Origin of the sequence: Pseudomonas sp. A2 (assembly GCF_023100865.1) — a bacterium.
In the GTDB taxonomy this organism is placed as follows: domain Bacteria; phylum Pseudomonadota; class Gammaproteobacteria; order Pseudomonadales; family Pseudomonadaceae; genus Aquipseudomonas; species Aquipseudomonas asiatica.
Genome location: NZ_CP039127.1, coordinates 4,076,409 through 4,095,982, shown reverse-complemented (window position 1 = coordinate 4,095,982; position 19,574 = coordinate 4,076,409). Strand labels below are relative to the sequence as shown.

Genomic DNA, 19,574 nt, shown 5'->3' with positions numbered 1-19,574 from the left:
GACAATGTCGGGTTTTTTTGTTTTAGCCGATTACTGCTTGGCAGGTTCGGCTGGAGCAGCTGGGGTAGCTGGAGCGGCTTCCGGAGCCGGAGTAGCCGGAGCGGCTTCTTCGGCGGCCTTCTGCTCGGCTTCGGCCTGATCTTTGGCGGCTTCGGCGTTTTCCTTGGCAGCCTCGTTCATTTTATCCTGAGCTTCGCCCGCTTTTTCCTGGGCTTGCTCGGCGTGTTGCTGTGCGTCCTGGGCTTTGTCTTCGCTCGCTTTATCGCAAGCGGCCAGGCCCATGGCAGCGGCCAGCATCAGAGCAAAAGCAAAAGGTTTACGCATGGGGGTGTTTCTCCTTGGTGGAATAAGTGACTTGTTCCTTCGAGTGCAACTACGCGGAATAAGTTCCGCGAAGATTACACATATATAACGTCCCGTTCTATATAGACTTTTTAACGATTTTATGCCGCTACGGCAATGCGCAGGGAAACAGCCAATGAGTGATTCAACCTTGATGGCCATGGCCGAGCGTTTTCTCTCAGCCCTGAAACATTGTCAGTTGTTGCAAATGCGTGTGGTGCAAACCAATGCCGATGGCATGACCCTGGTGCTGCCATGGTCTGCGGCCATTGTCGGCAACCCGCAGACCGGCGCCGTGCATGGCGGCGCGCTGACCACGCTGATGGACACCACTTGCGGCATGGCCACGCTGTGCGTGCTGCCGCGCTTCGAAGTGTGCCCGACACTGGACCTGCGCATCGACTATATGCATCCGGCCAAGGCCGGCAAGGACATCTACGGCCATGCCCAATGTTACCGAGTCACCCGCGATGTGATCTTCACCCGTGGCACGGCCTACCAGGATGACCCGGCCCAGCCTATCTGCCAAGTGGTGGGCACGTTCATGCGCCTGGGCCAGGAAATCAAGGGGGGCATCCGCTTCGGCAACAGCCTGAAGGAGGGCGGGGCATGATTCCGCACAAGGTTCGCCAACAGCTCAACGCTGCTCATGCGGTGGGAGACTATCGGCCCTTGCTGGCGCTGATCCCCTATGCCGGCCTGATCGGCATTGAATGCGAGCGTCAGGGCGATGACCTGCTGTTCCGCCTGCCGGCCAACCAGGACAACATCGGCAACCCGCTGCTGCCGGCCATCCACGGCGGGGTGATCGCGGGCTTCATGGAACTGTCGGCAGCGCTGTACCTGCTGATCTTCAGCGAGAGCGCAAGCATTCCGAAGATCATCGACTTTTCCATCGATTACCTGCGCGCCGGGCACTTTCGCGATACCTACGCCCAGTGCCAGCTTTGGCGCCAGGGTCGGCGGGTGACCAATGTGGCCATCACCGCCTGGCAGGGGGACAGGCAGTCGCCGATCGCCACGGCTCGCGCCCATTTCAAGATCGAACCGGAAAAGCCCTTGAAATCATCCGGGCAGCCCCCATCTGCATGACATCCGCCGCTAAACGCTGGCCAACCTGGCCGCCAGGCGTCAACTGCCATCAGATCGGAGTTTTGAAGACCATGAGTGTGGAGACTCAAAAAGAAACGCTGGGCTTCCAGACCGAGGTAAAGCAGCTGCTGCACCTCATGATCCATTCCCTGTATTCGAACAAGGAGATCTTCCTGCGTGAATTGATCTCCAACGCCTCCGACGCCGCCGACAAGCTGCGTTTCGAGGCCCTGGCCAAGCCAGAGCTGTTCGAAGGCGACGCCGACCTGAAGATTCGCCTGAGCTTCGACAAGGACGCCGGTACCGTGACCCTCGAGGACAACGGCATCGGCATGAGCCGCGAAGACGTCATCGCCCACCTGGGTACCATCGCCAAGTCCGGCACTGCCGACTTCATGAAGAACCTCACCGGTGACCAGAAGAAGGACTCGCACCTGATCGGTCAGTTCGGTGTGGGCTTCTACTCCGCGTTCATCGTTGCCGACAAGGTCGACGTTTACAGTCGCCGTGCCGGCCAGCCGGCCGCTGAAGGCGTGCACTGGTCGTCGAAGGGCGAAGGTGAGTTCGAAGTCGCCACCATCGACAAGCCACAGCGCGGCACCCGCATCGTCCTGCACCTGAAGAAGGGCGAGCAGGAGTTCGCCGATGGCTGGCGCCTGCGCAACGTGGTCAAGAAGTACTCCGACCACATCGCCATGCCGATCCAGCTGCTGAAAGAGCAAGCTACCGCCGAAGGCGAAGAGCAGCCGGCCGAAGAGTGGGAAACCGTCAACCGTGCCAGCGCCCTGTGGACCCGTCCGCGTACCGAAATCAAGGACGAGGAATACCAGGAGTTCTACAAGCACATCGGCCATGACTTCGAAAATCCGCTGGCCTGGAGCCACAACAAGGTAGAAGGCAAGCTCGAATACAACTCGCTGCTGTACGTGCCGGCCCGAGCGCCGTTCGACCTGTACCAGCGCGAAGCGCCACGCGGCTTGAAGCTGTACGTGCAGCGCGTGTTCATCATGGACCAGGCCGAATCGTTCCTGCCGCTGTACCTGCGCTTCATCAAGGGTGTGGTCGACTCCAACGACCTGTCGCTGAACGTGTCGCGTGAAATCCTGCAGAAAGACCCGATCATCGACTCGATGAAGACCGCGCTGACCAAGCGCGTGCTGGACATGCTGGAGAAGCTGGCGAAGAACGAGCCCGAGCAGTACAAGGGCTTCTGGAAGAACTTCGGTCAGGTGCTGAAGGAGGGCCCGGCCGAAGACTTCGCCAACAAGGAAAAGATCGCCGGCCTGCTGCGCTTCGCTTCCACCCAGGACGACAGCGGCGAGCAGAGCGTCGCCCTGGCCGACTACCTGGCTCGCGTCAAGGAAGGTCAGGACAAGATCTACTACCTCACCGGCGAGTCGTACGCGCAGGTCAAGAACAGCCCGCACCTGGAAGTCTTCCGCAAGAAAGGCATCGAAGTGCTGCTGCTGACCGATCGTATCGACGAGTGGCTGATGAGCTACTTGAACGAGTTCGACGGCAAGGCCTTTGTCGACGTCGCCCGTGGCGACCTGGACCTGGGCAAGCTGGACTCGGAAGAAGACAAGAAGGCCCAGGAGGAAGTCGCCAAGGACAAGGAAGGCCTGGTCGAGCGCCTGAAGGGCGCGCTGGGTGACAGCGTGGCCGAAGTGCGCGTGTCGCACCGTCTGACCGACTCGCCGGCGATCCTGGCCATCGGTGAGCAGGACCTGGGCCTGCAGATGCGCCAGATCCTCGAAGCCAGCGGGCAGAAGGTGCCGGAGTCCAAGCCGATCTTCGAGTTCAACCCGACCCACCCGCTGATCGAGAAGCTGGACAACGAGCAGAGCGAAGACCGCTTCGCCGAGCTGTCGCACATCCTGTTCGATCAGGCGGCCCTGGCGGCCGGTGACAGCTTGAAGGACCCGGCGGCTTACGTTCGTCGCCTGAACAAGCTGCTGGTCGAACTGTCTGCTTGAGTTGATGCATAGGAAAGCCCGCTTCGGCGGGCTTTTTTCATGGCGAGCATATTGATGACGAGTGCCAAAGGAGTGCTTGATGAGCAAAGTAATCGTCGAATCGCTGGTCTATCACCTGTCCGGCAAGGCGTATGAAAGCCGCCTGGTATACGAGCCGGGCGCGCTGGGGCGGCCAGGTCTGGTGATGGCGCCGAACTGGATGGGTATCGGCGAAGGTGCCGAGCGCATCGCCAAGGAAGTGGCCGAGAAAGGTTATGTGGTGCTGATTGCCGACCTGTACGGGCAATCGGTGCGTCCGTCCAACGCGGACGAGGCCGGCGCGGCGATGATGCCGTTGAAGAATGACCGAGGCGAGCTGCGCAAGCGCATGCAGGAAGCCCTGGCGCAACTGTTGGGGCAGTCGAAGGCGCTGCTGGAACCGGGCAAGGTCGGCACGTTTGGTTTCTGCTTTGGTGGCTGCTGTGCACTGGAGCTGGCCCGTACTGGCGCCGATTTGCGTGCGGCGGTGTCCTTCCATGGCACCCTGGATACCCCGAACCCGGAAGATGCCAAGCGCATCAAGGGCTCGGTGCTGGTGCTGCACGGCGCTTCCGATCCACTGGTGCCGAAGGAGCAGTTGCCGGCGTTCGAGGAGGAGATGAACGCGGCCAAGGTTGACTGGCAATTGCTCAGCTATGGCGGCGCGGTGCACTCGTTTACCGACCCGAGTGCCAATGTGCCGGGCAAGATGCAGTATGACCGGCGTACCTCTGAGCGGGCGTTCCGCTCGATGCATAACCTGCTGACCGAAGTGTTCCAGCGCTGAGATTGCACGGGGCTGCTTTGCAGCCCATTCGCGGCACAAGGCCGCTCCTACAAAGGTCGCGCAAGCCATGAGTTACGCGATTCCCTGTAGGAGCGGCCTTGTGCCGCGAAAGGGCCGCAGAGCGGCCCCAAAATCACCTAGGCAATTCGATCCTCGAAGTTTCCCCCGGCACCACCGGCCAATCCCCCGCAGCCCACTTGGCCCGGGCCTGTTCGATCAGCTCCACATCACTAGCGACAAAGTTCCAGTTCATCCGCCGCGGCCCATCCAGTGGTGCGCCACCAATCAGCACCAGCTGGCACTCACCCTCCGCATACAGCGTCACCTCTTCGCCCTCCGGCAGGACCACCAGGCTGCACGGTTCCACATCCTCATCGTTCATCACCAGCTCACCATCGAGCAGGTAAATCGCCCGCTGCGCATGCTCGTTCGGCACCAATAGCGTGGTTGCCGGTTGCATCTGTACATGCGCGTACAGGGTAGGGGAGAGCACTGGCACCGGCGATTCCAGGCAGAACCCGCTGCCGGCGATCATGCAGATGCGTACCCCCAGGCTGTCGCTGACCGGCAGGCTCGCCGCCGGGTGATGGCTGTAGCTTGCCGGGCCTTGTTCATGCTCGCGTGGCGACGCCAGCCATACCTGCAGCCCGTGCAGGCGTGAGCCATGGGCCAGGGCATCTTCAGGCGTGCGCTCGACATGGGCCACGCCGCTGCCTGCGGTCATCCAGCTGACGTCGCCCGGCAGCACCCGCTGCGCCGAGCCGAGGCTGTCCTTGTGCAGGATTGCCCCTTCGAACAGGTAGGTAAGGGTCGACAGGCCGATATGCGGGTGCTGGCGGATGTCCATGCCATGCCCCGGGGCATAGTCGGTTTCGAGCATGTGGTCGAAAAACACGAACGGGCCGACGCTGCGACACTGGGCCGATGGCAGCGGGCGCAGGATCGGCTGGCCCTCGACCGATTCGGCACGTGGGCGGATGACCAGGGGGCTGCTCATGGGAAGGCTCCAGGCAAGGTGGAAATGTCCCAAGCATAGCGGTTTGCCCGCCCCGGCTGAACCGTCTCGCAGGCCGGCCGGTCTAGAGATCTGATACCCGGAAAAGGAAGCTTCGTCATGATCGTGAGAGCGTTGGCCTGCGTGCTGTTATCCACCTGGCTGTGCCAAGCCGCGCAGGCACGCGACTACCGCTACAGTGATGCCCACCTGCACTACGTCGACTTCTTCCAGGAAAGCGAAGGCATGCCCGCGCTGATCAAGGCCATGGATGCTGCCGGTATCGAGCAGTCGATGATTTCCGGCGTGCCGGTGGCCAAGAAGTGGCATGAAGACGAGCCCAAGCGCCCACGCTATTACGCTGGGGATGACGCCGAAGCCTACTGGTACAGCGCCACCGATACCTACGTGGCGGCGGCGCTACAGCAACTGCCCGACGAGCAGCGCAAGCGCTTTCATCCGTTCCTGGCCGGCTTCAATCCGGTGGACAAGAACGCCGCCAGCCATATCGAGCGCATGCTCGATCTGCATCCGGGGCTGTGGCAGGGCATTGGCGAGGTGTTCACCCGCCACGATGACCTGACTGCTCTTACCAGCGGTGACACGCCGCGCGCCAACAACGAAGCCATGGCGCGTATCTACCACCTGGCGGCCGAGCGCGACCTGCCGGTGCTGCTGCATTCCAACATCACCTCCAAGCGCGAGCGCAACCCGCTGTACCTGGCGGAGATCGAAGAGCCGCTGCGCAATCACCCGCACACGCGGTTTATCTGGGCGCACGCTGGCAGCAGCATGGAGATTCACCGGCACCAGACGCAGATGGACTTTCTGCTGCCGGTGCTGACGCGGTTATTGGAGGATTACCCGAACCTGTATGTCGATTTGTCGTGGAGCGTGCTGAAACCCTATCTGCTGGATGACCAGGGTGTACCGCGCAAGGCGTGGCTGGCACTGGTCGAGAGGTTCCCGGAACGGTTCATGCTGGGTTCGGATGTGGTGGGGCGGTTTGGTAGCCTTGGGGAGCAGATGCATGGGTTCAGGCCGTTTCTGGATGCATTGCCGGAACAAGTTGCCAATAAGGTGGCCAGGGAGAATTTTCTGGATGTGTTGCCCAAGCAATAGTATTTCGCCTGTGCCGGCCCTTTCGCGGGTAAACCCGCTCCCACAGGGGCCGCGCTGCTCTTGAAACCGGTGCTGTACCTGTGGGAGCGGGCGCGCCCGCGAAGAGGCCGGTACAGGCAACACAAATGAAAACGCCCCGAACCAGTCGGGGCGTTTTCGTTTACCGCAGCAGCGTCTTACTTGCCTTCCCAGCGCTTGAGCACCAGGGTGGCGTTGGTGCCGCCGAAGCCGAAGCTGTTGCTCATGACCGTGTCGATCTTGGCGTTTTCTTCGGTCTTGCGCAGGATCGGCAGGTCGGCGACCTCCGGGTCCAGCTCGTCGATGTTGGCGGAGCCGGCGATGAAGTTGTTTTCCATCATCAGCAGGCAGTAGATCGCCTCGTGTACGCCGGCAGCGCCCAGCGAGTGGCCCGACAGGCTCTTGGTCGAGCTGATTTTCGGTGCCTTGTCGCCGAACACGGCGCGAACGCCCTTGATCTCGGCAACGTCACCGACCGGGGTCGAGGTGCCGTGGGTGTTCAGGTAATCGATCGGAGTGTCGACGGTCGACAGCGCCTGCTGCATGCAGCGGATAGCACCTTCGCCGCTCGGGGCAACCATGTCGTAGCCGTCGGAAGTGGCGCCGTAGCCGACGATTTCCGCGTAGATCTTGGCGCCACGGGCCAGGGCGTGTTCCAGCTCCTCGACCACCACCATGCCGCCACCGCCAGCGATGACGAAGCCATCACGGTCGGCGTCGTAGGCGCGCGAGGCCTGTTCCGGGGTTTCGTTGCGCTTGGTCGACAGGGCGCCCATGGCATCGAACAGGAACGACTGGCTCCAGTGCTCTTCTTCACCGCCACCGGCGAAGACGATGTCCTGCTTGCCCCACTGGATCTGCTCCAGGGCGGTGCCGATGCAATGTGCCGAAGTGGCGCAGGCCGAGGAGATCGAGTAGTTGATGCCCTTGATCTTGAACGGGGTGGCCAGGCATGCCGAAACGGTGCTGCCCATGGTGCGGGTAACGCGGTACGGGCCGACGCGCTTGACGCCTTTCTCACGCAGGGTGTCCAGCGCTTCCATCTGGTTCAGGGTCGAGGCGCCGCCGGAGCCAGCCACCAGGCCGGTACGCGGGTTGGAAACCTGCTCTTCGGTCAGGCCGGCGTCCTTGATCGCATCTTGCATCGCCAGGTAGGCATAGGCAGCAGCGTGGCCGACGAAGCGGTAGACCTTGCGGTCGATCAGTTCTTCGAGGTTGAGGTCGATGGACCCGGAAACCTGGCTACGCAGCCCCATTTCCTTGTATTCCGGGTTGTAACGGATACCCGGACGGCTGTTGCGCAGGTTTTCGGTGACGGTAGCTTTGTCATTGCCCAGGCACGATACGATGCCCAGACCAGTGATAACGACGCGGCGCATGCGAATAACCCTTAGAAATTGTCAGTGGAGGTGAACACGCCGACCCGCAGGCCTTCGGCAGTGTAGATCTCGCGGCCGTCGACGCTGACCGAGCCATCGGCGATGGCCATGTTCAGCTTGCCCTTCAGGACGCGCTTGATGTGAATGTTGTAAGTGACTTTCTTGGCTTCCGGCAGTACCTGGCCGAAGAACTTCACCTCGCCCGAACCCAGGGCGCGCCCGCGGCCTGGCAGGCCCTGCCAGCCGAGGAAGAAACCTACCAGCTGCCACATGGCATCAAGCCCCAGGCAGCCCGGCATTACCGGGTCGCCTTCGAAGTGGCAGGCGAAGAACCACAGGTCCGGATTGATATCCAGCTCGGCGACCAATTCACCTTTGCCGTACTTGCCGCCTTCTTCGCTGATATGGGTGATGCGATCGACCATCAGCATGTTCGGCGCGGGCAGTTGCGCATTACCTGGGCCGAACAGCTCACCGCGACTGCAGCGCAGCAGGTCTTCCCGAGTAAAGGCGTGTTGTTTGGTCATGCGAGCTCCTCAATAACCCCCTGCGGCAGGGGATGAATCTTCCCGGCCGGCCCGATACGCATCGCGTTCGGGGCGGCAGCCTACAGGTAGACTATTGCGTTGTGGTGAAAGTCACAGTGCACCCGGTGAAAGAAGTACAGGTGTGCACTGAAACGTCTATTTTCAGGTCCGATGAAGGTCCTGTCCAGTGTTTAAGACTGCCGCACTTTAGCATTTATCGCCAGTCGCGGTTGTCTGACCGGGTAGCCAGCGCTGCAGCACGCGCTGCAGTTCGGTGCGGCGCAAGGGTTTGCTCAGGTAGTCGTCCATGCCGGCCGCCATGCAACGCTCGCGGTCGCCCTGCAAGGCGTTGGCGGTCAGGGCGATGATCGGTAACCTGGCGCCGTTGGGCAGCTGGCGGATACGCCGGGTGGCTTCATAGCCGTCCAGGTGCGGCAGGCGGCAGTCCATCAGCACAGCGGCAAAACGCTGCCGGCTGACCCGTTCGACCGCCTCCAGGCCGTCCTCGGCCGTGCATACCGCCAGCCCGAGGCTACGCAGCATGGCTTCGATGACACTTTGGTTGACCGGATTGTCCTCTACCAGCAGCACCTGATCATTGTCGGCCACCGCCGGTGGCGCAGCGCCTGGCTGCGTCAGCGAGAGCGGGGCAGGGCTGGCCAGGGCCAGAGGCATCTCCAGGGTAAAGGTCGAGCCCAGGCCCTCACGGCTTTCGCCACGCAGCTTGCCGCCCATGCGTTCGGCCAGGGTGCGGGCGATCGACAGTCCCAGCCCGGTGCCGCCATAGCGGCGGGAAATCGAGCTGTCGGCCTGCTGGAAGGCGACAAACATCATTTCCAGGCGTTCGTTGTCGATGCCGATACCGGTGTCGCGCACACTGCAGGTCAACCAGATCAGTTGGCGGTCCAGCACCTGCCAGCGCGCCTCGACCTGAACCTGGCCGCGTTCGGTGAATTTCAGCGCGTTGCCGACCAGGTTCAGCAGGATCTGGCGGATGCGCGTGGGGTCGCCGTTCACCTGCAGCTGCTCGATACCCGCCGGCATTTGCAGGTGCAGGGCAAGGCCGCGCTGTTGGGCGCTGTGCTGGAACGACTGGACGCTGCTGGTGATCAGTTCGCCCAGGTTGAAGTCGATGTGTTCCAGTTGCAGCGCGGCGCGTTCGATGCGCGAGAAGTCAAGGATGTCATTGATGACCTTGAGCAGGTGCCCGGTGGATTCGCTGGCCACCGCGGTGTACTCGGCCTGCTCGCTGTTCAGCTGCGTGGTTTCCAGCAACTGCAGCATGCCCAGTACGCCATTCATCGGCGTGCGCAGTTCGTGGCTCATCATCGCCAGGAAATCCGATTTGGTGCGGTTGGCCTGTTCGGCCTCCTCGCGGGCCTGGATAAGCTCGGCAATCGCCTGCTTCTGTTCATTGCTGGCCTGCGCCAGGGCATGGGCCAGGTTGTTGATGTGGCGTGCCAGATGGCCCAGTTCGCTGTCATCGACCACCGGCAACAGGGTGTGGTACTCGCCCTGCTGGATGGCCTTGACCGCGTGCCCCATGTCGCTGATCGGCTTGGCGAGGCTAAGGGCCAGGCGGCGCGCCAGCAGGAAAGTGAACAGCAGGGCGAACAGCGCGAGGATACCGGCCTTGATCACGATTTCCTGCTGGCGCTGGCTGAAGGCGTCATCGGACATGCCGACGATAACCCTGCCCAGGTAATCGTCGCCGATGGCCGGGCTGGTGGCCTTGCCCTGTTGCAGGAAGTCGCTGTCCAGGCGGATCTGCTGCAGGCGGATGGGCGCCTGGAACACTTCGACGCGCTGCGCGCGGTTGGCGCTTTCGTCGGACTGCTCAACATAAACCAGTATGTGGTTGCGGCTGTCCTGCACCTCGAGGAAGCGCACGTGGGGGATGCTGAGCGTGGCGCGCATCAGGCCCTCGAGCACTTCGTTGTTGCCCGAGATCACCCCGTATTCCGAGGCTGGCGCCAACTGGTTGGCGATCAGTTGCCCGGTGTGGTTCAGTTCCTGGCGCAGGTCCTGGATACGCACGAAGGTGAAGAAGCTGATCAGCAGCAAGGTCAGCAGCAGGGCAGGGCCGAGGCTGATGATCTGGGTGCGGGTGTGAATGTCCCAGCTCAGGCGCTTGCTCATGGGGTGGGTTCTCCTTCGGCCAGGGCCTTGGCGGCGGCGTTCGGATCGATCGGTTCAAGGCCCAGGGCGCGCGCCACCTGCTGGTTGCCGCTGACGCCGAAGCGTACCGGGTACAGGCTGCGTGGCCAGCGCGCCGGTGGCTGGTCGAGCAACTGGTCGAGCACCGCCAGCCAATCGTCCTGGTCGCTGAAGGTGCTGGCCAGGGCGCCGGCGCGGACGAACCCGGCGTTCGGGCCGATCAGCGCCATCTGCCGGCCATAGCTGCTCAACAGCAGGTTTTTCGCAGTCTTGGAGTTGTACAGGTCGGCATCGTCCAAGCCCAGCAGCACGTCACTGTTGGCCAACAAGTGTTGCAAAGGGCGGCTGTCGCGCGGGTCGGGCCAGTCCTGGGCAATGATCTCCAGGTCCAGCGCGCGGGCGGCGTGGCGCAGCTCTTCGAGCAGAAAGCTGCTGTGCTCACCGTACAGCACACCAATGCGCTGGGCCTGCGGCAGCAGGTAGCGCGCCAGGCGCAACTGCCGGCCCAGCGGCGGATCGCTCCACAGCAGCGTGAGGAACGCGGGCCGCGACTTTCCCAGGCGCTGTTCAGCCTGTACCCGGCTGACCCTCATGGCCAGGGCCGGCGGGCCGGCAGTTTCCCCGAGGCGCCATTCCAGTGCGGCGTTGTCCAGCAGGATCAGGCGCTGGTCAGCCTTGAGCTTGCCCGGGGGGGGCAGGTCGGCGGTGGTCTGGAAATGTACATGGTCGTGCGGCCGGCGGCTTTCCAGCGCGGCGACGAAACTGCGAATGCCAGGCTGGTCTTCCGCGCCTACCAACAGGATTTCGCTGGCGAACAGCGGCCCTATCGGCCACAGGCACAACAGCAACAGGCGCAGCAGCAGGGCCATCAGAACTCCAGCTCCGCGCTGACGATCAGGCGGTGGCGGCTGTCGTAGCGGTTCTGGATCGCCGTGGTCGGCTCATCGTCCAGGCGCTGTTGCCACAGCGCCGCAAGCTCCAGGTTGCTGCCATGCACCCGGAAACGTTTGGCCAGGCGCAGGTCCAGGCGCTCGTAGCGATACTGGTTGAGTGCATCGTCACCGTAATAGAACAGCGCGCTCGACCAACCGTCACCCCACTCGCGCATCCACCCGGCCGAGCCACTGTTGCGCGCGCTGAGGCGGCGGTCGGCGGGGTTGCTGGCCCAGGCATCCACGTAGGCGTAGGTCACCCGCAGGCGGTCGCGCAGGGTCGGGCGCCAGTCCAGTTGCGCCTCGCTGCCGCTGAAACGGGCCTTGTTGGCATTGCTGGCGATGTACTGGTTGTTCTTCAGGGGCTCGCTGATCATGCCGGTGATCTCGTCATAGAACAGCTTCACATCCATGTTCAGGTCGATGTCGCTGAAGTAGCCGTTGTAGCCGAGTTCGCGCGAGCGCATGCGTTCCTGGTCGAGGTCGCCCGGGCCGCGGGTCTTGACGAAGTATTCGCCGTTTTGCAGGCCGAAAGCGTTGGGGGTCAGGTTCTTGACCGAGTAGCTCCAGTTGACGTTGTTCTCGAACATGTCTGGCGAGCGCACTGCCTCGGAATACACTGCACGCAGGCCATGGCGCGGGGTGATCAGGTAGTTGACCGCCACGCGTGGGGTCAGCGAGCTGCCGGACAGGCGCGAGTCCTCGAACATGGCACCACCCTGCAGGATCCAGTGTTCGTCGGCGCGCCACTCCAGTTGGCCGAACAGGCGCCAGGTCTGGTCGTCGATGCTGCCATTGAAGTAGGTCTGCGAGTCGGCACGATCATAGCGGTAGTTCATGCCACTGAGCAGGCGCAGGCTGTCGGTCAGGCTCAGGGTGTCCTGGATTTCCAGGTCGTAGCGGGTTTCGCGGGTGCTCTGGTCGACGTCGCCGCAGACCTGCTGCTTGCCACCGTTCGCCCATTGCTGCTGGACCTTCTCCAAAAGCCCTCTCATGACAGGATCGTTGGTCGAAAGTGGAGCGCCGGTAGCAATGCCGCGCGCCACTTTTTCGGCGAAATCGGGGTTCATTTGCCAGAGCTGGGTCAATTCCGGGCTGAACGACTGCAAAGCGTCACAGGCGCGCCACACCTGCTGACGGTCGAAATGCTGGGCAGAGCCTTGGATATACAGGCTGTGCTCAGAACTGAAGTCCTTGTTCCAGCGCAATGAGCCGGCGTAGTCCTTGGCACTGACGTCAGCGTTGTTACCGGCTTCGTATTTGGCGAACACCGGCTGGTAGGTATAAGGCCGCTGGTTGCTGCCTTCCTTCGCCGCAAGTTGCCATTCCAGGGTCTGGTCGTGTGCCAGGCTGTGACTGGCGTTGATATTGAAGCGGGTCAGCCGGCGGCTGTCGCGGTAGTCCTGGCCGAACTGGTTCTCGTCGAAGCCATCGTCCTGCTGGCCTGACAGCGACAGGCGCATGTCGCCACCCTCCCAGCCGAAGCCGTGGCTGGCGTAGAAATCGTTGATACCATCCTGGCCACGGGTCATCTTCAACCGCGTGCCATGGCTGTCGGCAGGGTTGCGGGTAAGGATGTTGACCACAGCCATCAGCGCGTTGGCGCCATAGCTGACCGTGTTGGGGCCGCGGAACACCTCGATGCGCTCGATATCCTCCATGGCCAGCGGGATGTCGCTCCAGTCCACCGTGGCCAGGCCGGCGCGGTACACCGAACGGCCATCGATGAGCACCTGCATGCGTCGGGCATCGTTGACGTTGCTGCCGTGGTAGTTGACCGTGGGTTGGTTGCCGGCGTTGTAGCCCACCATCATTCCCGGCACCAGGCGCAGCAGCTCGGGGATGTCACGGGCACCGCTGGCCCGGATCAGCTCGCTGTCGAGCACGGTCATGCTGCCCGGGACTGCGGCGGGGGATTGTTTCAGGCGCGTGGCGGTCAGAACCTGCGGCAGGTCCGTGTTGTCGATGAACAGGTCATCGGCCACGGCCGGGCCGCCGAGCAGGGCAGTCAGTATGAGCAGGCGCGGGTACGAGGGCGTGCCAGGGAACACAAAGCGGCCTTGTATCAGGATTGAAACAGGCATGGTAACCGACCGTGGGGGTTTTGCCAGTGATCTGCTCTACCTGTCGAGCCCTTTCGCGGGCACGCCCGCTCCCACAGGTGCGGCGCCGCTCTGAAGGACTGCGCTATCCCCTGTGGGAGCGGGCGAGCCCGCGAAAGGGCCGGTACTGACACTGGTTCTGTAGCAGGCGAGCCGTATAATGGCCGGGTCGCCACTTAACTTTTGGCTTTAACGGATTGGATATGACTGAACAGCAACCTGTTGCAGTTCTGGGAGGCGGCAGCTTCGGCACCGCCGTGGCGAACCTGCTGGCAGAAAACGGTGTGCCGGTGCGCCAATGGATGCGCGACCCGGAACAGGCCGAGGCCATGCGCGTCAATCGCGAGAATCCGCGCTACCTCAAGGGCATCCGCTTGCACGACGGCGTCGAGCCGGTCTGTGACCTGCTGGCCACACTGCAGGCCAGCGAGCTGATTTTCGTCGCCCTGCCATCGAGCGCCTTGCGTAGCGTGCTGGCTCCGCATGCCGAGTTGCTGCGCGGCAAGGGCCTGGTCAGCCTGACCAAGGGCATCGAAGCGCAAAGCTTCAAGCTGATGAGCCAGATCCTCGAGGAAATCGCCCCCGAGGCGCGCATCGGCGTGCTGTCCGGCCCCAACCTGGCCCGTGAAATCGCCGAACATGCGCTGACCGCCACGGTGGTCGCCAGCGAGGATGAAAAACTGTGCCAGCAGGTGCAGGCCGTGCTGCATGGGCGTACCTTCCGCGTCTACGCCAGTGCCGACCGCTTTGGCGTCGAGCTGGGCGGGGCGCTGAAGAACGTCTACGCCATCATCGCTGGCATGGCGGTGGCCCTGGGCATGGGCGAGAACACCAAGAGCATGCTGATTACCCGCGCCCTGGCCGAGATGACCCGCTTCGCCGTCAGCCAGGGTGCCAACCCCATGACCTTCCTTGGCCTGGCCGGTGTCGGTGACCTGATCGTCACCTGCTCCTCGCCAAAGAGCCGCAACTACCAGGTCGGCCACGCGCTGGGCCAGGGCCTGAGCCTGGAGCAGGCGGTCAGCCGCCTGGGCGAAGTGGCCGAAGGCGTCAACACCCTCAAGGTGCTCAAGGCCAAGGCGCAGGAAGTGCAGGTATACATGCCGCTGGTGGCAGGCCTGCATGCCATCCTGTTCGAAGGCCGCACGCTGAACCAGGTGATCGAGCACCTGATGCGTGCCGAGCCGAAGACCGATGTCGATTTCATTTCCATCAGCGGTTTCAACTGAGCCTTCAGCGGCTCTGACAACAGCAAGGAGCAACACATGAACGATACGCCCGAACGCGCCCAGCGCGAGTCGATCATCCTGCGGGCCCTGTGGATGCTGGTGTTCCTGGTGGTCTGGCAGCTGGCCGAGCTGCTGCTCGGTGGCCTGGTGCTGGTACAACTGATCTACCGCCTGGTGTACGGCGCCCCCAGCGCCAGCCTGATGAACTTCGGCGACAGTCTGAGCCAGTACCTGGCGCAGATCGGCCGCTTCGGCAGCTTCCACAGCGACCAGAAGCCCTGGCCATTCGCCGACTGGCCGGCACCGCGTGCCCCGGAAGGCGAGGCGCCGCATGCGGTGGCCCCGGCCTCGCACCCGGTGCGTGACGAGGAGCCCAAGCTGTGAAGCTGTGGGTTCTGCGCCACGGCGAAGCGGAGCCGCGGGCCAACAGCGATGCCGAGCGCCGGCTGACCGCCCATGGTCGCGAACAGGTGCTGCATAGCGCCGCCCGCCTGCTGGGCCAGCCGCTGCAGGCGATCATCGCCAGCCCTTACGTACGCGCCCAGCAAACGGCTGCCCTGGTGCATGACACCCTCGGCTTCGCCGAACCGGTGCGCACCGTGCCCTGGCTGACGCCTGACAGTGATGTGCAGCAGGTTATCGGCGAAATCGAGCGCCTGGGCCTGGAGCATGTGCTGCTGGTCAGCCACCAGCCGCTGGTGGGTACCTTGGTAGGGGCGTTGCAGCATGGCCACCAGCAGCAACCGGCGGGCATGAGCACTGCAAGCCTGGCGGAGCTGGAAGGGGACTGGCCGCTGGCTGGGTTGATGACCCTTCGGGCGATCAACTCGCCGGCCTGAGCTCTCAGGCTATCTCGGTTTCCTGTAGGAGCAGCCTTGTGCTGCGAAGAGGCCAGTAGGGCAATAGCTCTTCTCCGGCAGTTATGGCCTCTTCGCAGCACAAGGCTGCTCCTACAGGGAGCGCCCGCGTCCGCAAGCCTGACCTGATAGCCCTCGCCGATGACCTTTCCGGACGTTGCCGAACCGCCCCGCGATACCGACAATGGGCCATCATCTCGCATCCGGACCCGGCGCCATGTCGCAGCAGATCTTCTTCGCCCATGCCAACGGTTTTCCGTCGGCCACCTACGGCAAGCTGTTCGCCGCCCTGGCACCGGACTACCAGGTGCAGCACCTGGCCCAGCACGGCCACGATCCGCGCTTTCCGGTGGACGACAACTGGCAGAGCCTGGTCGATGAATTGCTGCACCACCTGGCCCGGCAGGGCCAGCCGGTATGGGGCGTCGGCCATTCGCTGGGCGGGGTGTTGCACCTGCACGCAGCCTTGCGCTGCCCCGAGTACTACCGCGGCGTGGTGATGCTCGACTCGCCGGTGCTCACCCGCGCCGACCAGTGGCTGCTGCGCACCGCCAAGCGCTTCGGCTTCATTGACCGTATCACCCCGGCTGGCCGCACCCTGGGGCGCCGCGAAACCTTCAATGACCGCGACAGTGCCCGGGACTATTTCGCCGGCAAGTCACTGTTCCGCCATTTCGATCCCGAATGCCTCGATGCCTACATAGAGCACGGCCTGCAGGCGATGGAGCAGGGGCTGCAGTTGCGCTTCGACCCGGCCACGGAAATCAGCATCTACCGCAGCATCCCGCATACCAGCCCTGCGCCCGCGCGGCAATTGCAGGTGCCGCTGGCCATGGTCCGCGGCGAGCGCAGCAACGTCATTCGCCGCCACCACACGCTGGCCGTGCGTGGCATGCCCAGGGGCGAATACCACAGCGTGCCGGGTGGGCACATGTTCCCGCTTGAGCGACCAACCGACACCGCCAGCCTGATCAAGGGCCTGTTCGACCGCTGGAGCCAGGCATGAGCGCGCAGGTTGAGGAGATCCGCCTGAGCCTGGGCCATATCGAACTGGCGGCGCACCTGTTCGGCCCCGAGGATGGGCTGCCGGTAATCGCCCTGCATGGCTGGCTGGACAACGCCAACAGCTTCGCCCGCCTGGCGCCGCAGCTGAAAGGCCTGCGCATCGTCGCCCTGGACCTGGCCGGGCATGGTTATTCCGAGCACCGGCCGCTCGGCGCCGGTTATGCCCTGGCCGACTACGCCCATGACGTGCTGCGGGTGGCCGAACAGCTGGGTTGGCAACGTTTTGCCCTGCTGGGCCATTCGCTGGGGGCAATCATTTCGGTGCAACTGGCTGGCGCGCTGCCGGAACGGGTCAGCCATCTGGCCCTGATCGACGGCGTCATCCCGCCGACCGGCGCCGAGCAGGATGCCGGTGAGCGGCTGGGCATGGCACTGCAGGCCCAGTTGCGCCTGGATGCCAAGCGCAAGTCGGTATACACCACACTGGAGCAGGGCGTACAGGCACGCATGAAAGGCATGGTCGCGGTCAGCCGTGAGGCGGCCGAGCTTCTGGCCCAGCGCGGCCTGATGCCGGTGCCCGGCGGTTACAGCTGGCGCAGCGACAGCCGCCTGACCCTGCCTTCGCCAGTGCGCCTGAGCGAGGCCCAGGCCATGGCCTATGTGCACCGGGTGAGTTGCCCGACGCGCCTGGTCGTGGCCGCCGACGGCATGCTGGCGCGCCACACCGGGTTGCTGGAGCAGCTACCCTTTGAGCAGGTGACGCTGCCCGGTGGCCATCACCTGCACCTGAACGATGAGCAGGGCGCGGCCCTTGTCGCAGACTGTTTCAATCGCTTCTTTGGCTTTGCTTGACTTGCATCGGACAAGTGTCGAGGCTTGGCGGGTTGAACAGGGAGACAACCATGCAACTGCCAGACATCCTGGAGCTTCATCTCGGCGCTGAGCGCCGTCTGGTTCGCCAATGAGCGCGCCTGTTGCCATCCGTAATGCCTTCGCTGCCTGCCTGGTGTTCGCCAGCCCCGTTTTGTGGGCCGGCAGCCTGCCGGTACCGGTGGACGCCAAGGTGGTCGACCAGCGCCCGGCCGTGGAGCAGGAGCGCGTCTACCCCATGGGCCCGCTGCGCAAGATCAGCGGCCGCCTGCGGGTCGAGGACAAGGTCGAAAGCCGTGGCCAGGTCAGCTCGGTAACCTACGAACTGCCGGTCGAGCGTACTGCTCGCGAAGCCTTCACCAGCGCTCGCGAAGCACTGCAGCGCGACGGCGGCTACCCGCTGTTCTGGTGCCAGGGCCGCGATTGCGGCGAGGCCAGCCTGTGGGCCAATGATGTGTTCGGCAATGCCCGCCTCAACGGCGGCGACGAACAGCAGGCGTTCATCCTTCTGCGCCGCTCGGCGGAGCAGGCCGACACCCTCGTCGCACTGTACAGCGTCACCCGCGGCAACCGCCGCGCCTACCTGCACGTGGAAGAGTTCGTCGCCGGCAGCCCGCTGGGCGAACTGCTGCCGACCGCCGCCACGGTGCTGCGCGAAATGCGCGACACCGGCAAGCTCGACTACCCTGACCTGGCCGCGCCGCAAGACGCCTGGGCGAACCTGCTGGCCCGCAGCCTGAACCTCGACAGCACCCTGCGTGCCAGCCTCAGTGGGGCCCAGGCTGAAGCCTGGCGCGAGGCGCTGGTCAAGGCGGGCGTGCGCAATGGCCGCCTCGAAGTCGGTAGTGCACCTACCGACGGCCTGCACCTTGAACTGATCCGTTGAACGGGCACCACCATGGCTAACAATGACCGCTTGCTGGTCCAGATTCTGCTGCTGGCGCTGCTGGGTGCCGGCCTGTGGGTAATGGCACCTTTCATTTCAGCGCTGTTGTGGGGAGCCATCCTGGCCTTTGCCAGCTGGCCCTTGATGCGCTTGCTGACGCGTGCGCTGGGCGGGCGCGAAACCCTGGCGGCAAGCCTGCTGACCACTGCCTGGATCCTGATCGTGGCGCTGCCGCTGGTGTGGCTGGGGTTCAACCTGGCCGACCACATTCGCGATGCGACGGCGTTCGTGCGTGACGTGCAGGTGGACGGCCTGCCCGATGCTCCGGCGTGGCTGGGTGGCATCCCGGTGGTTGGCGAGCGCCTGGTCAGCTGGTGGCAATCGCTGGACCAGCAGGGCGCGGCCTTGCTGGCCTCGGTCAAGCCGCACCTGGGGCAGGTGGGCAACTGGTTGCTGGCGCGCAGCGCGCAGATCGGCAGCGGCGTGCTGGAACTGACCCTTAGCCTGGTGTTCGTGTTCTTCTTCTACCGCGACGGGCCGCGCTTGTCGGCGTTCGTCCTGCGCTTGCTGCACCGTCTGATGGGCGACCGTGCCGAGTACTACCTGGAGCTGGTCGCCGGTACGGTGCAGCGGGTGGTCAATGGGGTGATCGGTACAGCCGCCGCGCAGGGCGTGCTTGCATTGATCGGCTTCCTGATTGCCGGTGTGCCCGGGGCCATTGTGCTGGGCCTGGTGACCTTCATGCTCAGCCTGATTCCCATGGGCCCGCCACTGGCATGGATTCCGGCCACCGGCTGGCTGGTATGGAAAGGCGAATACGGCATGGCGGTGTTCCTGGGAGCCTGGGGCACCTTTATTATCAGTGGCGTGGACAACGTACTCAAACCGTACCTGATCAGCCGTGGCGGCAACCTGCCGTTGGTGATCGTGCTTCTGGGCGTGTTCGGCGGCCTGATCGCCTTTGGCTTCATTGGCCTGTTCATCGGGCCGACCTTGCTGGCGGTCGGCTACAGCCTGCTGCTGGACTGGAGCCGCAACGCCGTCCCGCAGCCGCCTCAGCAGTAAACCTGTACTGGCCTCTTCGCGGGTGAATCCGCGCCCACAAGGATCTCTACAGCCCGGGAGAGCGGTGCGGTCCCTGTAGGAGCGGGTTTACCCGCGAAGAGGCCGGTTCAGGCAACCTCAACTCCCGATCTTTACGCCTTCTTTATCGCCATCCCCACCTCCCAGTCTCGCCCCTTTACGCCCCTCGCTCGGACAATTTCCCCAAAGCGGCTCAAG

At 63.7% G+C, this 19,574-nt stretch carries 19 protein-coding genes; 12 read left to right on the top strand and 7 right to left on the bottom strand.

The genetic code is table 11. The features are described 5' to 3' along the window. Positions 1–30: 30 nt before the first annotated feature. A complete protein-coding gene (locus tag E5221_RS19005) occupies positions 31–324 on the bottom strand; it encodes a hypothetical protein (RefSeq protein WP_015271093.1) in 294 nt (97 codons plus the stop codon). Positions 325–478: 154 nt separating this feature from the next. Here E5221_RS19005 and E5221_RS19000 point away from each other — a divergent pair, with 154 nt between their 5' ends. The 4 genes from E5221_RS19000 to E5221_RS18985 all read left to right on the top strand — a co-directional run bounded on the left by E5221_RS19000 (position 479) and on the right by E5221_RS18985 (position 4,215). After that, positions 479–955, top strand: coding sequence for a PaaI family thioesterase (locus E5221_RS19000; RefSeq protein ID WP_004375991.1), 477 nt, complete (start codon positions 479–481; stop codon positions 953–955). After that, positions 952–1,434, top strand: coding sequence for a PaaI family thioesterase (locus E5221_RS18995; protein WP_004375989.1), 483 nt, complete (start codon positions 952–954; stop codon positions 1,432–1,434). Before E5221_RS19000 ends, E5221_RS18995 begins: the two co-directional genes overlap by 4 nt. A 71-nt stretch (positions 1,435–1,505) precedes the next feature. After that, positions 1,506–3,410 (top strand): molecular chaperone HtpG, encoded by a 1,905-nt coding sequence (htpG, locus tag E5221_RS18990; RefSeq protein ID WP_023661535.1) that lies wholly within the window; start codon positions 1,506–1,508, stop codon positions 3,408–3,410. A 79-nt stretch (positions 3,411–3,489) separates the two neighbouring features. Further along, positions 3,490–4,215, top strand: a complete 726-nt coding sequence (locus E5221_RS18985) for a dienelactone hydrolase family protein (protein ID WP_015271090.1) — start codon at positions 3,490–3,492, stop codon at positions 4,213–4,215. 133 nt (positions 4,216–4,348) lie between these two features. On the opposite strand, the gene E5221_RS18980 is transcribed toward E5221_RS18985, so the two are convergent. Continuing rightward, entirely contained in the window at positions 4,349–5,212 is an 864-nt protein-coding gene (locus tag E5221_RS18980; RefSeq protein ID WP_039613078.1) for a pirin family protein, read from the bottom strand. A 117-nt stretch (positions 5,213–5,329) separates the two neighbouring features. Here E5221_RS18980 and E5221_RS18975 point away from each other — a divergent pair, with 117 nt between their 5' ends. Next, positions 5,330–6,331, top strand: coding sequence for an amidohydrolase family protein (locus tag E5221_RS18975; protein ID WP_247846242.1), 1,002 nt, complete (start codon positions 5,330–5,332; stop codon positions 6,329–6,331). A gap of 176 nt (positions 6,332–6,507) precedes the next feature. On the opposite strand, the gene fabB is transcribed toward E5221_RS18975, so the two are convergent. The 5 genes from fabB to E5221_RS18950 form a co-directional block, all read right to left on the bottom strand. Further along, positions 6,508–7,728: a beta-ketoacyl-ACP synthase I gene (gene fabB / locus E5221_RS18970; RefSeq protein ID WP_013973429.1), complete on the bottom strand. Its 1,221-nt coding sequence runs from the start codon at positions 7,726–7,728 to the stop codon at positions 6,508–6,510. An 11-nt stretch (positions 7,729–7,739) separates the two neighbouring features. Next, entirely contained in the window at positions 7,740–8,255 is a 516-nt protein-coding gene (fabA, locus tag E5221_RS18965; RefSeq protein WP_003251509.1) for a 3-hydroxyacyl-[acyl-carrier-protein] dehydratase FabA, read from the bottom strand. A 207-nt stretch (positions 8,256–8,462) separates the two neighbouring features. Then, complete coding sequence (locus E5221_RS18960) at positions 8,463–10,394, bottom strand: ATP-binding protein (RefSeq protein WP_247846241.1); 1,932 nt, start codon at positions 10,392–10,394, stop codon at positions 8,463–8,465. Beyond that, complete coding sequence (locus E5221_RS18955; RefSeq protein ID WP_039613081.1) at positions 10,391–11,281, bottom strand: ABC transporter substrate-binding protein; 891 nt, start codon at positions 11,279–11,281, stop codon at positions 10,391–10,393. Before E5221_RS18955 ends, E5221_RS18960 begins: the two co-directional genes overlap by 4 nt. Beyond that, positions 11,281–13,428 (bottom strand): TonB-dependent receptor, encoded by a 2,148-nt coding sequence (locus tag E5221_RS18950; protein WP_247846240.1) that lies wholly within the window; start codon positions 13,426–13,428, stop codon positions 11,281–11,283. The genes E5221_RS18955 and E5221_RS18950 overlap by 1 nt, the downstream gene beginning before the upstream one ends. Before the next feature lie 221 nt (positions 13,429–13,649). Here E5221_RS18950 and E5221_RS18945 point away from each other — a divergent pair, with 221 nt between their 5' ends. The 7 genes from E5221_RS18945 to E5221_RS18915 all read left to right on the top strand — a co-directional run bounded on the left by E5221_RS18945 (position 13,650) and on the right by E5221_RS18915 (position 19,358). Further along, a complete protein-coding gene (locus tag E5221_RS18945) occupies positions 13,650–14,675 on the top strand; it encodes an NAD(P)H-dependent glycerol-3-phosphate dehydrogenase (protein WP_061551090.1) in 1,026 nt (341 codons plus the stop codon). A 36-nt stretch (positions 14,676–14,711) separates the two neighbouring features. Next, a complete protein-coding gene (locus E5221_RS18940) occupies positions 14,712–15,059 on the top strand; it encodes a DUF4389 domain-containing protein (RefSeq protein WP_039613082.1) in 348 nt (115 codons plus the stop codon). Further along, a complete protein-coding gene (gene sixA, locus E5221_RS18935) occupies positions 15,056–15,514 on the top strand; it encodes a phosphohistidine phosphatase SixA (RefSeq protein ID WP_015271084.1) in 459 nt (152 codons plus the stop codon). The genes E5221_RS18940 and sixA overlap by 4 nt, the downstream gene beginning before the upstream one ends. A gap of 235 nt (positions 15,515–15,749) precedes the next feature. Beyond that, on the top strand, positions 15,750–16,538 hold the full coding sequence (locus E5221_RS18930; protein ID WP_039613084.1) for an alpha/beta hydrolase: 789 nt from the start codon (positions 15,750–15,752) through the stop codon (positions 16,536–16,538). Next, positions 16,535–17,389 (top strand): alpha/beta hydrolase, encoded by an 855-nt coding sequence (locus tag E5221_RS18925; protein WP_039613085.1) that lies wholly within the window; start codon positions 16,535–16,537, stop codon positions 17,387–17,389. The genes E5221_RS18930 and E5221_RS18925 overlap by 4 nt, the downstream gene beginning before the upstream one ends. Positions 17,390–17,498: 109 nt before the next feature. Beyond that, the gene (locus E5221_RS18920; RefSeq protein ID WP_023661209.1) at positions 17,499–18,293 is read left to right on the top strand and encodes a DUF4892 domain-containing protein; all 795 of its coding nucleotides are present in this window, start codon (positions 17,499–17,501) and stop codon (positions 18,291–18,293) included. A gap of 12 nt (positions 18,294–18,305) precedes the next feature. Further along, the gene (locus E5221_RS18915; protein ID WP_015271080.1) at positions 18,306–19,358 is read left to right on the top strand and encodes an AI-2E family transporter; all 1,053 of its coding nucleotides are present in this window, start codon (positions 18,306–18,308) and stop codon (positions 19,356–19,358) included. The last annotated feature ends 216 nt before the right edge of the window (positions 19,359–19,574 follow it).

Coding starts and splice junctions, on each gene's coding strand:
- E5221_RS18940 (WP_039613082.1), top strand. CDS start 14,712: ATGAACGATACGCCCGAACGCGCCCAGCGCGAGTCGATCATCCTGCGG.
- E5221_RS18915 (WP_015271080.1), top strand. CDS start 18,306: ATGGCTAACAATGACCGCTTGCTGGTCCAGATTCTGCTGCTGGCGCTG.
- E5221_RS18980 (WP_039613078.1), bottom strand. CDS start 5,212: ATGAGCAGCCCCCTGGTCATCCGCCCACGTGCCGAATCGGTCGAGGGC.
- E5221_RS18960 (WP_247846241.1), bottom strand. CDS start 10,394: ATGAGCAAGCGCCTGAGCTGGGACATTCACACCCGCACCCAGATCATC.
- E5221_RS18995 (WP_004375989.1), top strand. CDS start 952: ATGATTCCGCACAAGGTTCGCCAACAGCTCAACGCTGCTCATGCGGTG.
- E5221_RS18985 (WP_015271090.1), top strand. CDS start 3,490: ATGAGCAAAGTAATCGTCGAATCGCTGGTCTATCACCTGTCCGGCAAG.
- E5221_RS18925 (WP_039613085.1), top strand. CDS start 16,535: ATGAGCGCGCAGGTTGAGGAGATCCGCCTGAGCCTGGGCCATATCGAA.
- E5221_RS18945 (WP_061551090.1), top strand. CDS start 13,650: ATGACTGAACAGCAACCTGTTGCAGTTCTGGGAGGCGGCAGCTTCGGC.
- E5221_RS19000 (WP_004375991.1), top strand. CDS start 479: ATGAGTGATTCAACCTTGATGGCCATGGCCGAGCGTTTTCTCTCAGCC.
- E5221_RS19005 (WP_015271093.1), bottom strand. CDS start 324: ATGCGTAAACCTTTTGCTTTTGCTCTGATGCTGGCCGCTGCCATGGGC.
- E5221_RS18930 (WP_039613084.1), top strand. CDS start 15,750: ATGTCGCAGCAGATCTTCTTCGCCCATGCCAACGGTTTTCCGTCGGCC.
- fabB (WP_013973429.1), bottom strand. CDS start 7,728: ATGCGCCGCGTCGTTATCACTGGTCTGGGCATCGTATCGTGCCTGGGC.
- E5221_RS18950 (WP_247846240.1), bottom strand. CDS start 13,428: ATGCCTGTTTCAATCCTGATACAAGGCCGCTTTGTGTTCCCTGGCACG.
- E5221_RS18920 (WP_023661209.1), top strand. CDS start 17,499: ATGAGCGCGCCTGTTGCCATCCGTAATGCCTTCGCTGCCTGCCTGGTG.
- E5221_RS18975 (WP_247846242.1), top strand. CDS start 5,330: ATGATCGTGAGAGCGTTGGCCTGCGTGCTGTTATCCACCTGGCTGTGC.
- htpG (WP_023661535.1), top strand. CDS start 1,506: ATGAGTGTGGAGACTCAAAAAGAAACGCTGGGCTTCCAGACCGAGGTA.
- E5221_RS18955 (WP_039613081.1), bottom strand. CDS start 11,281: ATGGCCCTGCTGCTGCGCCTGTTGCTGTTGTGCCTGTGGCCGATAGGG.
- fabA (WP_003251509.1), bottom strand. CDS start 8,255: ATGACCAAACAACACGCCTTTACTCGGGAAGACCTGCTGCGCTGCAGT.